Annotated in this window: 11 protein-coding genes and 2 pseudogenes; 3 read left to right on the top strand and 10 right to left on the bottom strand. The window is 62.4% G+C overall.

Annotated features, from left to right (window positions below; genetic code table 11):
• Positions 1-91: 91 nt before the first annotated feature.
• From B5E41_RS27100 to B5E41_RS27130, 8 genes and pseudogenes are all read right to left on the bottom strand, one after another.
• The gene (locus B5E41_RS27100; RefSeq protein ID WP_088396805.1) at positions 92-2,383 is read right to left on the bottom strand and encodes a PBP1A family penicillin-binding protein; all 2,292 of its coding nucleotides are present in this window, start codon (positions 2,381-2,383) and stop codon (positions 92-94) included.
• 104 nt (positions 2,384-2,487) lie between these two features.
• A complete protein-coding gene (locus tag B5E41_RS27105; RefSeq protein ID WP_088396806.1) occupies positions 2,488-3,129 on the bottom strand; it encodes a peroxiredoxin-like family protein in 642 nt (213 codons plus the stop codon).
• 287 nt (positions 3,130-3,416) lie between these two features.
• A pseudogene (locus tag B5E41_RS32720) lies at positions 3,417-3,552 on the bottom strand (tautomerase family protein).
• Between the two features lie 24 nt (positions 3,553-3,576).
• Positions 3,577-4,017: a lipid-binding SYLF domain-containing protein gene (locus B5E41_RS27110; protein ID WP_088396807.1), complete on the bottom strand. Its 441-nt coding sequence runs from the start codon at positions 4,015-4,017 to the stop codon at positions 3,577-3,579.
• Positions 4,018-4,543: 526 nt separating this feature from the next.
• Positions 4,544-4,816 carry a hypothetical protein gene (locus tag B5E41_RS27115; protein WP_176439503.1) on the bottom strand — a complete coding sequence of 91 codons (273 nt, stop codon included), beginning with the start codon at positions 4,814-4,816 and terminating at the stop codon, positions 4,544-4,546.
• A gap of 374 nt (positions 4,817-5,190) precedes the next feature.
• A complete protein-coding gene (gene cysN / locus B5E41_RS27120) occupies positions 5,191-6,687 on the bottom strand; it encodes a sulfate adenylyltransferase subunit CysN (RefSeq protein WP_088396809.1) in 1,497 nt (498 codons plus the stop codon).
• 1 nt (position 6,688) lies between these two features.
• Positions 6,689-7,642, bottom strand: coding sequence for a sulfate adenylyltransferase subunit CysD (gene cysD / locus B5E41_RS27125; RefSeq protein ID WP_088396810.1), 954 nt, complete (start codon positions 7,640-7,642; stop codon positions 6,689-6,691).
• Positions 7,643-7,755: 113 nt separating this feature from the next.
• Positions 7,756-8,499 (bottom strand): phosphoadenylyl-sulfate reductase, encoded by a 744-nt coding sequence (locus B5E41_RS27130; RefSeq protein WP_088396841.1) that lies wholly within the window; start codon positions 8,497-8,499, stop codon positions 7,756-7,758.
• Positions 8,500-8,921: 422 nt separating this feature from the next.
• Between B5E41_RS27130 and B5E41_RS27135 the strand changes: the two genes are divergently transcribed.
• The 3 genes and pseudogenes from B5E41_RS27135 (at position 8,922) to B5E41_RS27145 (ending at position 10,350) form a co-directional block, all read left to right on the top strand.
• Positions 8,922-9,368, top strand: a complete 447-nt coding sequence (locus B5E41_RS27135; RefSeq protein WP_088396811.1) for an RrF2 family transcriptional regulator — start codon at positions 8,922-8,924, stop codon at positions 9,366-9,368.
• Positions 9,369-9,482: 114 nt separating this feature from the next.
• Positions 9,483-9,869: a DUF6152 family protein gene (locus B5E41_RS27140; protein WP_088396812.1), complete on the top strand. Its 387-nt coding sequence runs from the start codon at positions 9,483-9,485 to the stop codon at positions 9,867-9,869.
• Between the two features lie 6 nt (positions 9,870-9,875).
• Positions 9,876-10,350, top strand: a pseudogene (locus B5E41_RS27145) (DUF6644 family protein).
• Positions 10,351-10,361: 11 nt separating this feature from the next.
• Here the strand turns inward: B5E41_RS27145 and betA are convergent.
• Both betA and betB read right to left on the bottom strand, forming a co-directional pair.
• Entirely contained in the window at positions 10,362-12,011 is a 1,650-nt protein-coding gene (gene betA, locus B5E41_RS27150) for a choline dehydrogenase (protein ID WP_088396813.1), read from the bottom strand.
• 167 nt (positions 12,012-12,178) lie between these two features.
• Complete coding sequence (gene betB, locus B5E41_RS27155) at positions 12,179-13,642, bottom strand: betaine-aldehyde dehydrogenase (RefSeq protein WP_088396814.1); 1,464 nt, start codon at positions 13,640-13,642, stop codon at positions 12,179-12,181.
• Between the last annotated feature and the right edge of the window lie 65 nt (positions 13,643-13,707).

Raw genomic sequence — 13,707 nt, forward strand, 5'->3', positions numbered from 1 at the left:
GAGAGAGAGTGCGGCTTGCCTCACCGGAAGGTCCGGCGGGCACATTGGGGATGGGGCAGCGTGAGGCAGGCTCGGCCTCTGCCGATCCACATCACTTTTCGCAAAGCCGTCGGCCGCCGGAATAGGGCTGATAGGTACAATCGGACGGGCGGAAGGATCGGTAACTGCGCGAGCAGGCGCTGATGTTGCAGGACTGCGGTGCTCCTTGGCCATCGTCGACTATTTCGGTCGATCGCACGCCGTTCAGGATTGGTGCGGTCGTCGCCTCGCGGATGAAGTCGCGCCAGATATGGGCCGGCAGGGCGCCGCCCGTCACTCCCTTCATCGGCGCGTCATCATCATTGCCGACCCAGACGCCGACGACGAGGTTGTCCGTGAAGCCGACGAACCAGGCATCACGATTGTTCTGGCTGGTGCCGGTCTTGCCGGCCGCAAAGGTGCCGGGATCTGCTCCACGTCCGGTGCCGCGCTCGACCACCAGTTGCAGCAGTCCGAGAAGATCGGACTGGTAAGGCGAAAGATCGACACTCGGCTTGGATTGCGCGCCAACGCGAAAGGCCTTGGGCTGCCCTGCCGCCTGGAAATCGATGATACCCCAGGGCTTGACGGGGGCCCGGCCGACTTGGACGGACGCATAGGCGCTGGTGAGATTGAGCAGATTGACTTCGGAGGTACCGAGCGCCAAAGACGGCGTGTCGGCCAGTGGCGCATCGATGCCGAGTTCGCGCGCTGCGGCAATCACATTGTCCAGACCGACCTCTTGGGCAAGCGCCACCGACGCGGCATTGAGCGATCGCGCGAACGCCTCGGCAAGCGTCACCCACCCACTATAATTGCCGCCGGAATTTTCCGGCGACCAGCCGTCGATGTCGATTGGCGCGTCCAGAACCTGGTCGGACAAGGTGAGCCCAGCCTTCAATGCTGCGTAGTAGACGAATAGCTTGAAAGTGGAACCCGGCTGGCGCATCGCAGTGACGGCGCGGTTGAACTGGCTCGCCTTGTAGTCGCGCCCGCCAACCATGGCCACGACCGCGCCGTCCGGCGTCATCGCAACCAAAGCGGCCTGCGATGCTCCCACTGTTTTTCCTTCACCGTTCAAGGACCTTTGCACGATTCTTTCGGCGATCTGCTGCAACTGCGGCACCAGCGTGGTGCGCACCGTCGTCGACCCTGGCGAGGCGCCGGCGATTTCGCTCGCCTGCGGCGAAATCCAGTCGGCAAACCAGCTTCCCGAGCGCGGCGTCGGCGTCGTTGGATGCAGCTTGGCAAAGCTCCCCTTGGCCTCCGCCGCCTCCGGCGCGGTGATCTTGCCATTGGCCGTCATCGCGTCGAGAACGACCATGGTGCGCTGCCGGGCGCCTTCGAAATTATCGATGGGGTTCCATTGGCTGGGCGCCCGCAGCAACCCCGCCAGCATCGCCGACTCCGGCAGGTTAAGGTCGCCGATATCCTTGTTGAAATAGATGCGCGCGGCCGCAGGCATGCCGGTAGCCCCCGCGCCAAGATAGACGCTGTTGAGATAGCGCGTCAGGATTTCCCGCTTGCCGAGCTTCCATTCCAGCCAGACGGCGATGACAACTTCCTGTATCTTTCGTTTTATCGTTCGATCGCTGTCGAGATATTGCAGCTTGATGAGTTGCTGGGTGATGGTGCTGCCACCCTCCACCACCGAGCCGGCCTCCAGGTTCCGCAGAAACGCCCTGCCGATGCCCCTGGGATCGACGCCGAAATGATCCATGAACCGGCGATCCTCGATCGACAGGACGGCGTCGATCAGATGGGGCGGAAACTGGTCGTAGCGCGCATATGGCCCTTGATAAGGTCCCTGCCTGACCAGAGGCGCGCCGTCGGCAGTTTCCAGCACCACGACCGGCTTTAACGTTCCATCCCGGATTTCGCTCCAGGGCACGTCTTTCAGTGCCCACACCAGCACGCTTCCGACGAGGAGGCAGACAAGAAGGATGGACCCGAGAGCGAATTTCCGCCAGCCCGCAATGAGCGATGCGCTCCATCGACCTTCACGCGGTGTTGAGCGCCGCTCGCGAATGCCGCGCCCGGCTTTGACCAAGGCTGTCGTCATCCATTTGTGGGGAGCCCACGCTGTTCCAGGCCGCCTCCCGAGCTTCGTCCCCCAAAGCAATGCGGTCGTTTTGATCTTTGCCAAGGCAGAACTTGCCTGCACATCTTGGCGTATCGCCCGCAACAGAGTTCTGGCGGCTCGCCTGGTTTGGTCGAAGGATCCGTGGGGCGGCTTCGCGTCGTCGACTTGGGTGGTTCCTGTTGAATCCGAGGCGGCCGCTTGCGCTGGAGAATCCAGGTTCTGATTGCGACCCGAGCTCGAACTACTAACGCTTTCACCTGAGGATTCGGGAGAATTGGGCATCGGTTACCGCTAAAAAGGTCACGCAGCATGAGGTTTATAGCCGGGTGATGCCGCGTGTTCCACCGCAAAAGGTCTCGAAGGACTGCTCCTATGACATAGACGGCTCAAAGTGCGACTTGAGAAGCTACCGATATCAATTCCTGGGAATTCGGGGCCTTGTATGTCTGCAGCCCAGGCTCCAGAACTTCAGTGAAGCTCCAGCGCACGATGCCCTCCCGGTCGATGAGGAACTGACCGACAAGTTGCCCGTGGTCAGCCGTCATCATCTGCTGATCGGCTTCCGTAACCTGATATCCTTCCTTCTTGTTGATAAATTCGTCCATTGCAATCGGGTTCATGGGCTCGGGCAACTCGCCCGGAAGATCGATCCGTATCGCCATCACCGTGTCGATGCCGACCTCGCGCAAGCCGAAGGCTTGGTGCGAAGCCTTTACCGGGTCGGAAGCTGCAAGAAGATCTGGTATCGGATGGTAGCGGAAATAAAGTCGCGCCCGTTCGACCGGGGTGTTTACAACAGCCAGGGATTGGACGCCTTTCTCACGCAGCATCGGGTTGAGATATGCCATGGCCGCGACATGGCGCCTGCAGAACGGACAATGCAGGCCTCGAAACAAACCGATCAACAATGGGCTGTGGCCACGAAAATCATCTAGTGCGATCTTCCCCTCGCGCGAGATCGCATCGAACTCGACGTTCGGGACCCGGTCGCCCGGTTGCAGCGGATGGTCGACATAGCGCGTGGACATTGGACAACCTCCTCGCTCGGGGATCAGTCGAGAAAAGGCGCCACATTAAGTGCTTCGAGGTCGAGAGTGGGCATTGCAGGCTTGACCTCTCGTCTTACCGCGCCGCCAGGATCCAATCTAAAATGGTCTCACATGAGCCCGCGGGCAAGCGATAAACAGCGAATCGTGAATTGAGAAAGTCCACTTTCTGGAAAACTCTGATTTCTTAGCGGCCGTAAGGTCCCTCAATTTTCTTTGTTGGTCTCTGGCGTCCCGCAGATCGAGCCTTCGATGCCGCGGGTCGTGGCTCAAGCATCAGATTTCAGCTTGCCACCGACCGCCCAGGAATTCCTTGGCGATTTCCGTTATTAGGATTTCCACCGATTCCGGCACACGCCAGCGTTTCGACGCGGCCTTGGTCGCTTCGCGGGCGATGGCGCGCAGGGGCGACGAACGGAGCGACCGCCCTTACTTTACCGTGATGGCAATACCGCTGAGATCGGCGTTGACTTGCAGGCCTACCTGCTTGCCTGTGAGCTCAAGTTGGGCGCCCTTGTCATTGGTCATGACAATCACCTGGGCCCCCTTGCCGACCGCGCCGCCACCGCCCGCCGCACCGTAGACCCCCGTCACATCTCGAGCGCGGCGAATATGGCGAACGGTACCGTGAAAATTGGTCTTAGAAGCCCCGAAGGCGAGGCCGCCCGAGATGCCGCCGACAGTGATGGGATAGCGGCGACCATGGAAGGTCAGTGTACCCTCGCCTCCAGAACCACCCACAAAAAAGGCAGCCTTGTAGACTGAGAAGCTGATCGTACCGCTGTCGGCATGCGCGGAGCCGGCAAAGCTAATTCCCGCTGCAGCGATAACCGCAGCCGCGACCGAACGAATTGTGGACGAATTCTTCATGATGCAAGTCTCCTCAAAATCGAGGCTTACCCAGCCAGGAGGGCGTGTCAACGTCATGCCAAAGTCACAGCTGAAACAGTCTCGCCCGTCATTGGTTCCAAGCACGCGGCCAGAAACCGACTGGGAGAAAGAGGCCATAAAACGAAGCCGATGGCAAACATAGTCTCGGTGGCAGGGCAGCCGGTGGCAGCCAATGCTCGGCTGACTCAGTATTGCCGAAATCGAGACCATTTGTCGATGATGGAAGGTGATCCTCACCCCCCGTCGATCAGGTTAGTCGCAAGAGCGATGCTCATCAGGGCATCAGCGGTTAGACGTACCCGCCCGCATGCTGCAAGAACCAGAAAACTGGCGGCAATTGCGAGGCCATCCCTGGTTCCGACGTGACGAACGCCGAGCGCTGCGATTGGGAGCGGACTGTCGTGCACAATGAAGGCGCAAGAAACACAATCGCTGCGCCTTCAAAATCGATCTACCGAACGGAATGAGCCTAATCGCAATTCGCGCTGAGTGACCGTTGGCCTCCTCAGCGGGGCTTCACGTTGGCGTGCTCGTTGGCGGCATCCGTGTCAGTGGCCGGCGTCTGGGTGTCGTGTCCGGTGAACGGACTTCCCTGGCCGGGCGCCAATGTACCGCTGTGACCGGCACTGTTGGTCGTAAAGGCATGCGTCGTGGAAGCTGCCGTGCTGCCGGACTTCAATCCATGCTGTTCCGCCTGGAAAAGGTGGTCGTCGGCCTGGGCAACGCCGCAGGTGGAAATCAGAAAGAACGCCGCGGTAATCAAGGGATGGATTTTCATCGCAAGAACTCCTTCGTTTTCTGCCCTGGACGACAACACGCTAGCCACCGCCGATATTCGCCAATTCGTCATCACATCCTCGTGAGCCACTGCCTGCAGAACAGGTGTGACTATTTCTGGGAGTCAACTCTGAGAGCGGGTCTTGCGATTAATCTGGTCTCGCCTAAGTGGCTTGGAAAATGCCGGACAAGGCAATGGGCTTAAGCCCGAGGGCTTTGGCCGCTTCCGGCCGAAAGCGGGTGTGCAACGTCCGAGGAGCGGATCGATTTCATCACTGAAGTTTGCGACAGCGCCTTTCGCGAGGAATCCGCCAGCCCTTAGCCAGCGGGTTCGGCCTCGCATAAGGGGCCAATCTTGCTGGCCCCTATCTCTTATCAGATATCGCTCGCAGCGCTCGACCAGAGTTCGGCCGCTTCGGCTGCCGTCATGCGCCGCACTTCGGCTTCATGGCTGCGGCTGGCGAAGAGTTCGCTCGCCATGATCTGCTCGGCGAGATCGGCCGGCAGCGAGAGGATGACGCGAGCGTCGCCGGTGTGCAGGCCGCCGAGTTCGGTGCGCTTGCCGGTCACCATGCCGCCGGCGACCGTGTTGTTGGTCTCCGGATCGATCAGGATGAAGGAGCCGGATTGGCGGTTCTGCTCGTACGGGTCGAAGATCGCCGCTTCGTCGAAGGAAAGGCGCACCTTGCCGATCGCGTTCATGTAGAGCCGCTGGGCGGCGTTCCACGTGCCGGTCTTCAATTCGAGCTGGCTTAACGGCTGCACCTGGACGCGCTGGCGACGCGAACCGCTCTTCAGCCAGTAGCGTTTGCCGGGCTCGATGCCCTCGGGCTGCAGGGCGACGATCTGGGCGTCGAAGGCAAGGCCGACCTGCGGCTGGGCGTCGATCGAGACGATCATGTCGCCGCGCGCCACGTCCACCTGGCGGTCGAGCACCAGGGTGATGGCGTCGCCGGCAACCGCGGCGTTGCGCACGAGATCGAAGGTGACGATCTTGGAGACATTGGCGACCATGCCCGACGGCAGGATCATGACGCTGTCTCCCGGCTTGACCGAGCCGCCGGCAACCGTGCCCTGATAGCCGCGGAAGCTTTCGCCCGGACGCGAGACGCGCTGCACCGACAGGCGGAAGCCGACTGTCTGCGACGAACGAACGGTGGCAAGCTCCAACGTCTCCACCAGCGTTGGGCCGCTGTACCAGGGCATGGCGCCCTGGCCGGAATAGACGACGTTTTCGCCCTTCAGCGCCGACATCGGAATGGCAGTGATCTGCTTGACGCCGAGCGACAGGGCGAACTCGCGGAATTCGTGGCTGATCTTCTCGAAGCCGGCGCGGTCGTAGCCCGTCAGGTCGATCTTGTTGACGGCAAGCACGAACTGCTTGATGCCGAGCAGCGAGGCGATCGTCGCGTGGCGGCGCGTCTGTTCCAGGATGCCGAAGCGCGCGTCGACCAGCAAGATGGCGAGATCGGCGGTCGAAGCGCCGGTCGCCATATTGCGGGTATATTGCTCGTGGCCGGGCGTGTCGGCGACGATGAAGGAGCGCTTGTCGGTCGAGAAATAGCGATAGGCGACATCGATGGTGATGCCCTGTTCGCGCTCGGCCTGCAGCCCGTCGAGCAAGAGCGCGAAGTCGGGCAGGCCGAGATCGTTCTGCTTGCCGGTCGAATCGCGCTGCAGCGTGGCGGCCTGGTCTTCCTTGACGGCCTTGGTGTCCCAGAGCAGGCGGCCGATCAGCGTCGACTTGCCGTCATCGACGCTGCCGCAGGTGATCAGGCGCAGCGGGCGCGAGTCGCGCTGAGCCTTCTGCGGCTCGGCCGCGGGCAGGCTGGCGACGGTTGCGGCCGAGACGGCGGTGTTGGCTGCGGTCATCTCAGAAATATCCTTCACGCTTCTTCTTTTCCATGGAGCCGGACTGGTCGCGGTCGATCGCGCGGCCCTGGCGTTCGGACACCGTTGCGATTTCGAGTTCGGCAATCACCTCTTCGAGCGTCGTCGCCTGCGAGCGGATGGCGCCGGTCAGCGGGAAGTCGCCGAGCGTGCGGAAACGGATCATGCCTTCCTGGCGCACTTCGCCGGGCAAGAGTTCGAGGCGCGGATCCTCGGCCAGGATCATCATGCCGTCGCGTTCCACGAACTTGCGCTTCTTGGCGTAGTAGAGCGGAACGAGCGGAATGTCCTCGGCCTGGATGTAGCGCCAGATATCGACTTCCGTCCAGTTCGACAGTGGGAAGGCGCGCACGCTCTCGCCCTTGCGGATCATGCCGTTATAGATGTTCCAGAGTTCCGGCCGCTGATTGCGCGGGTCCCAACGGTGATCGGGCGTACGGAAGGAATAGATGCGCTCCTTGGCGCGGCTTGCTTCCTCGTCACGCCGCGCACCGCCGAAAGCGGCGTCAAACTGGCCGGCATCGAGCGCCTGGCGCAGGCTCTCGGTCTTCATGATATCGGTGAAGGCCGCCGATCCATGGGTGAAGGGCGTGATGTTTTCGGCCGCACCGCGTGGATTGATGTGCTCGATCAGATCGAGATCGTACTTCTTCGCGGTTTCGTCGCGGAAGGCGATCATCTCGCGGAATTTCCAGCCAGTGTTGACATGCAGGAGCGGGAAGGGCACGCGGCCGGGATAGAAGGCCTTGCGCGCCAGGTGCAGCAGCACCGAGGAATCCTTGCCGATCGAATAGAGCATGACGGGACGCTCGAATTCGGCCGCGACCTCGCGGAAAATGTGGATGGATTCGTTTTCCAGCGCCTTCAGATGCGGGTCGAGCGGCGCCTTGGCGCTCTGGGGATTGCTGAGTTCCGTATCCGGACGGCTATCGGGCATGTCTTACTCCAGACTGTCGATCTTGCGGCTGCCCGCAAACAATTCCTTGATGTTGGCTTCCCCAAAGGCTGCAGCGGCCGCCGCGCCCTGATTGGGAAAGCCGTGAGGGTTGATTATTGTGCGGCCACCACCGCTGAGGCCTCTTCGGCGACATGCAGGCCGCATTCGCGCTTCTCGTCCTGCTCCCACCACCAGCGGCCGGCGCGCTCAGGTTCGCCGGGCTTGATCGCCCTTGTGCAGGGCTCGCACCCGATCGAGGGGTAGCCGCGCGCATGCAGCGGATTGACCGGCACGCCGTTTTCCGAAACGAAGGCCTTGATCGCCTCGATGTCCCAATCGGCGAGCGGATTGACCTTCAGGAGGTGCCGTTCGGCGTCATATTCGGCAAAGGGCGTCTCGGCGCGGTTGGCCGATTGCCCGCGGCGCAGGCCGGTGATCCAGATCGTCGCCCCTTCGAGCGCACGCGCAAGCGGCTTCAGCTTGCGCACGCCGCAACAGGCATGTCTGGCTTCGATGCTCTCGTAGAAACCATTGAGGCCGTATTGCGCAGCATAGGCGTCGATATCGGCCTTCTCAGGCCCGAAGCGCTGGATATGGATGTCGTACTGGGCTTCCGTCTCGGTCATCAGATCAAGCGTCTCGGCAAACAGCCGACCGGTTTCCAGTGTCGCGACGTCGATCGGCAGACGGTGCGTGCCGATCTCGGCGGTGATCACCTGATCTTCGATGCCGAGCGAGGTGGTGAACACCACGCGGCCACCAAGGCCCGCCACCAGCGACAGACGTCCGGCAAGGTCGAGACCCGCCAGCTTCTCGTTCAGCGCCTCGGCCTGCGCGATTGGATTGGTAACAGTCATCAGAATCCTGTCCTTTGTTGAGCAGGAGTATCGCAGTTCGCGCATGCATCGCACAGAAAAAGGGATTTCGAAAGCTGCGGCAGGAGGAGCAAATATCTCTCCGAAGCTGCCGCAATGCAAAAAAACAGCCGCCCGGCAGAGAAAATCTGCCTCGGCCGCCTGAATGTCTATAAATTTAGTAGAGTTACACGCAGCCTGTCAATCCGAAATCTGAAGTGATGCCGAGAAAGATGCGGGAGGCGCTGATTTGGCGTAGATTGCAAGGGCTTGGCCGAGCGTCAAAAACGAGGCCAAAATGCTTGTCCCTCAAGGCTTTCTGCTGGTGCGTTCAAATTCCGTTCATGCTGGTTGTGCCATAGAGGCAAATGTGCTCGTGAAGCGGCGCGGAAATGCGCGCCGCCTGTGTGTGTCGACGGTCTGAGATGATTACGCAAAAGGCGAAATATGCGCTGCGGGCGCTGACGGTTCTGGCTGATGCCGATGCCGACGAACCGGTGATGATTTCCGATATCGCCGCCCAGCAGAAGATCCCGAAAAAGTTCCTCGAACAGATCCTGCTCGACCTGAAACATCACGGCATCGTCGCCAGCCGCCGAGGCAAGCAGGGTGGTTATCTCCTGCTCAAGCCCGCCCACACCATCACCTTCGGCGAAATCCTGCGCATCATCGACGGCCCGATCGCACCGCTGCCGTGCCTGTCGATCACAGCCTATCGCAGGTGCGAAGATTGCGACGGCGAACAGACCTGCGAAATCAGGCACGTCTTCGCCAAGGTGGCCGACGCCACACGCAAGGTGCTGTTCTCGACGACCATCGCCGATGCCGTCGGTCCGAGACAGGGCGCCGAAGTCACCCGCCTGCTGGCCTGAGCACCAAGGCTCGGAGAAGGGCGCTGGGCGTCTCACCTTCAACATTTGGTGAAATGGCTTTTCTCGCCGCCGCAATGCTCCACCTGCCTGCCCATTCGGGTAGGGAGAACAATCATGTTTGCACTTTCGACAAAGCATGGGCTGGCCGCCGTCGGACTGTCTGTTGCCCTTGCAACCAGCGCTGCCGCCCATCACGGCTGGTCATGGGCCGAGGCGGACCAGATCGAGCTGCGCGGCACCATCGAGAAAATATCATGGGGCGGGCCGCATCCGACGCTCGATGTCGCCACCGCCGATGACGGCCTCTGGCGTGTCGAACTCGGCAATCCGCGCCAGACCGAACGCTCCGGCTTCGTCGAGGGTGTCGCCAAGCCCGGTGATCAGGTGGTCGCGCTTGGCAACCGTTCGCAGGATCGCAACGAGAAGCGGATGAAGGCCGTGCGCATCAGCATCGGCGACAAGCGGTACGATATCTATCCCGACCGGATCCGGACGAACTGATCCGCCGTGATCGCCGTCCTCGAATGGCTGTCGGCCACAGCGCCCGCGGTTGCGCTCAGGCGCTCCGCAACGCTCTACATGTTTCGTCAACGCCGCCCATATCCTGGCGATCGGGCTTCTCGTCGGCGCCATCCTGCCGCTCGATCTCAGGCTCGCCGGCTTCTTCCGCAAGGTGCCGGCGCAGATCATCGCGCCATTTCTGTCGCGCGCGGCGGGCATCGGCCTTGCCGCGGCCATCCTCACCGGCTTCGGCCTCTTCAGCGTGCGGGCGGTCGAATATGCCGCCAATCCCGCCTTCCTGGCCAAGCTCGCCCTGATCGGGTTCGGCCTTCTCAACCTCCTTGCGGTCCATCTCGGGCAAGGGTGGAAAACACTCACCACCAGCGGCCGCATCCGGCCGGGCCTGCGCTTTTCTGCAGCGCTGTCGGCGGCGAGCTGGATCGCCGCTCTATTGGCCGGGCGGTGGATCGGATTTCTCTGACGCCGAGGCTGTTACCGATCGCTGACCGCCGCCCTTGGATTGATCCACGGCTCCTGATTGGAGCGCGCCAGCGGCTGTTTGCCGAGAATGTGGTCGGCGGCCTTCTCGCCGGTCATGATCGAGGGGCCGTTCAGGTTGCCGTAGGTGACATGCGGGAAGATCGAGCTGTCGGCGACGCGTAAGCCGTCGACGCCGATCACCCGCGTCTGCGGATCGACCACCGCCATCGGATCGTCCTTCGCCCCCATCTTGCAGGTGCCGCAGGGGTGATAGGCGCTTTCCAGATGTTCGCGCAGGAAGGCGTCGATTTGCTCGTCGCTCTGGACGCTTTCCCCCGGCTGGATCTCCGGGCCGCGATAGGCGTCGAACGCCTTCTGCCCGAAGATCTCGCGGGTCAACCGCACGCAGTGGCGAAACTTCTCCCAGTCTTCCGGATGGCTCATATAATTGAAGCGCAGCACAGGATCGGCCTTGGGGTCGGGCGAGCGCAGCGTCACGCTGCCGCGCGATTTCGACAGGTTGTAGCCGACATGCACCTGGAAGCCGTGGCTCTTGGCCGCCGCCTTGCCGTCATAGCTGATCGCCACGGGGAGGAAATGATACTGGATGTCGGGCTGCTTCAGCCCGGGTGCGGAGCGCAGGAAGGCGCAGGCTTCGAACTGGTTTGAGGCGCCGAGCCCGCCCTTCGATAAGAGCCATTGCGCGCCCGCCACCCCCTGCCAGAACCAGGGCAGCCAGGAATAGAGCGACACCGGCTTGGTGCTGACCTGCTGGAAATAGAATTCCATATGGTCCTGCAGATTGGCGCCGACACCCGGCCGGTCGGCCTTCACCGCGATGCCCATTTCCTTCAGGTGCTCGCCCGGGCCGATGCCGGACAGCATCAGAAGCTTTGGCGAGTTGAAGGAGGAGGCCGCGACGATCACCTCGCGGTTCGCCTTCACCAACTCTGTCCTGCCGCCGCGTTCGATCTCGACGCCGGTGGCCCGCCCGTTCTCGATGACGATCCGGCGCGCCATACCGTAGACGATCCCGACATTATCGCGCTTCAGCGCCGGTTTCAGATAGGCATTGGCGGCAGACCAGCGGCGCCCGGCAAAGATGGTCTGCTCCATCAGTCCGAAGCCTTCCTGCTTGCTGCCGTTATAATCCTCGGTCGTCTCGAAGCCCGCCTGCTTGCCGGCCTCGACGAAGGCCCGGAACAGCGGATTGGTGAAGCCGCCGCGCTGCACGTGCAGCGGCCCGTCCGTGCCGCGCCAGCCTTCCTCGCCACCATGCGAATGCTCCATCCGCTTGAAATAGGGAAGAACGTCGGCATAGGCCCAGCCGCTGGCGCCGAGCTCCTCCCAGCGGTTGAAGTCTTCCGCGTGGCCGCGCACATACACCATGCCGTTGATCGAGGAGGAGCCGCCGATCACCTTGCCGCGCGGCGCGGTGATGCGCCGGTTGTTGAGGTTCGGCTCCGGCTCTGAGAGATAACCCCAATTATAGCGCTTCATGCTCATCGGCCAGGCAAGCGCTGCCGGCATCTGGATGAACGGCCCGAAATCGCTGCCGCCCGCCTCGATGACGAGCACGCTGTTCTTGCCGTCCTCGGAGAGGCGGTAGGCAAGGGCGGAGCCGGCCGAGCCGGAGCCGATGATGACGAAATCTGCTTGCATGGTTTTTCTCTCGTGTTTTGCTTCAGCCGCCGCGCCGCGTCGCCCCCTCATCCGGCTGCCGCCACCTTCTCCCCGAGGGGAGAAGGGACGTGCCGCGGCCTCTCGACTCCCTTCTCCCCTGGGGGAGAAGGTGCCCGGAGGGCGGATGAGGGGCTGCTTGCGCTGACTTAGTAAGGCGCCTCTACCGGCCCCAGGCCGACGTAAACCGTCTTCAGCTCGGAATAATGCTCCAGCGCCGCCAGCGAATTCTCCCGGCCGAAGCCGGATTGTTTCGAGCCGCCGAAGGGGATTTCGACAGGGCAGAGATTATAGGTGTTGATCCACAGCGTGCCGGCCTCCAGCCGGTCGACGACGCGGTGGGCGCGGGTGAGATCGGCGGTGAAGACGCCGCCGGAGAGGCCGAATTCGCTGGCATTGGCGCGCGCGATCACCTCGTCCTCATCGTCGAAATCGAGCACCGACATCACAGGCCCGAAGATCTCCTCGCGGGCGATCGTCATGTCGTCGGTGACATCGGCAAAGACGGTCGGCTGCACGTAATAGCCTTCGCCCGAGACATTGTTCGGAATGCCGCCGCCGGCAACGAGTGTTGCGCCTTCGGCCTTGCCCTTCGCGATATAGGCGGTCACCTTCTCGCGCTGCGCCCAGGAAACCATCGGCCCGATTTGCGTCGCCTCATCCAGCGGATCGCCGATCAGTATCGCCTCGGTGCGCGCCTTCAGCCGCTTGAGGAATTCGGCCTTGATGCCCTTCTGCACGAAGACGCGGGTGCCGTTCGAGCAGACCTGGCCTGTGGAATAGAAATTGCCGAGCATCGCCCCGCCGACCGCCGAATCGAGATCGGCATCGTCGAAGACGATGAGCGGCGACTTGCCGCCGAGCTCCATCGTCACGTGCTTGAGGTTGCCGGCCGCCGCGGCCGCGACCCTGCGGCCCGTCGGCACCGAGCCGGTCAGCGACACCTTGGCGACATCGGCATGATTGACGAGCAACGGCCCGGTGTCGCGGTCGCCCTGGATGACGTTGAAGAGCCCCTTCGGCAGCCCCGCCTCATGCAGGATCTCGGCGATCTTCAGGGCGCCGAGCGGCGTGTTCTCGGAAGGCTTGAACACCATGGCATTGCCGCAGACCAGCGCCGGGGCCGCTTTCCAGCAGGCGATCTGCTGCGGATAGTTCCAGGCACCGATGCCGACGCAGACGCCGAGGGGCACCCGCTTGGTATAGGCAAAATCCTGCCCGAGCGGGATATGGGCGCCGTTGAGGCCGGCGGGTGCGACGCCGCCGAAGAATTCGAAGGCATCCGCACCCGAGGTCGGGTCGGCCACGATCGTTTCCTGGATCGGCTTGCCGGTGTCGAGCGTCTCCAGTTCGGAAAGCTCGCGGTTGCGTTGGCGCATGATCTCGGCGGCGCGCTTGAGGATGCGCCCGCGCGCCATCGGGCTCATCGCCGCCCATTCCGGCTGAGCGCGCTTGGCCGCAGCAATCGCCTTTTCGACAATTGCGGGCGTTGCCGCATGCAGCCGGGCGATGACCTCGCCGGTGGCGGGATAGAGGCTCTCGATGACGGTGCCGTCGGTATCCTCGACATATTCGCCGTCGATGAAGTGCGAGGCTTTCGGCTGGGCTTTCATGTCATTTGTCCTTGGGGTGTTCGATGTGGTCGTCCCTTCTCCCCTGGGGGAGAAGGTGGCCCGCA

Source organism: Rhizobium esperanzae (assembly GCF_002204185.1).
GTDB classification, from domain to species: domain Bacteria; phylum Pseudomonadota; class Alphaproteobacteria; order Rhizobiales; family Rhizobiaceae; genus Rhizobium; species Rhizobium esperanzae.

Coding starts and splice junctions, on each gene's coding strand:
- B5E41_RS27115 (WP_176439503.1), bottom strand. CDS start 4,816: ATGAAAATCCATCCCTTGATTACCGCGGCGTTCTTTCTGATTTCCACC.
- cysD (WP_088396810.1), bottom strand. CDS start 7,642: ATGCCCGATAGCCGTCCGGATACGGAACTCAGCAATCCCCAGAGCGCC.
- cysN (WP_088396809.1), bottom strand. CDS start 6,687: ATGACCGCAGCCAACACCGCCGTCTCGGCCGCAACCGTCGCCAGCCTG.
- B5E41_RS27130 (WP_088396841.1), bottom strand. CDS start 8,499: ATGACTGTTACCAATCCAATCGCGCAGGCCGAGGCGCTGAACGAGAAG.
- B5E41_RS27110 (WP_088396807.1), bottom strand. CDS start 4,017: ATGAAGAATTCGTCCACAATTCGTTCGGTCGCGGCTGCGGTTATCGCT.
- B5E41_RS27105 (WP_088396806.1), bottom strand. CDS start 3,129: ATGTCCACGCGCTATGTCGACCATCCGCTGCAACCGGGCGACCGGGTC.
- B5E41_RS27100 (WP_088396805.1), bottom strand. CDS start 2,383: ATGCCCAATTCTCCCGAATCCTCAGGTGAAAGCGTTAGTAGTTCGAGC.
- B5E41_RS27140 (WP_088396812.1), top strand. CDS start 9,483: ATGTTTGCACTTTCGACAAAGCATGGGCTGGCCGCCGTCGGACTGTCT.
- betB (WP_088396814.1), bottom strand. CDS start 13,642: ATGAAAGCCCAGCCGAAAGCCTCGCACTTCATCGACGGCGAATATGTC.
- B5E41_RS27135 (WP_088396811.1), top strand. CDS start 8,922: ATGATTACGCAAAAGGCGAAATATGCGCTGCGGGCGCTGACGGTTCTG.
- betA (WP_088396813.1), bottom strand. CDS start 12,011: ATGCAAGCAGATTTCGTCATCATCGGCTCCGGCTCGGCCGGCTCCGCC.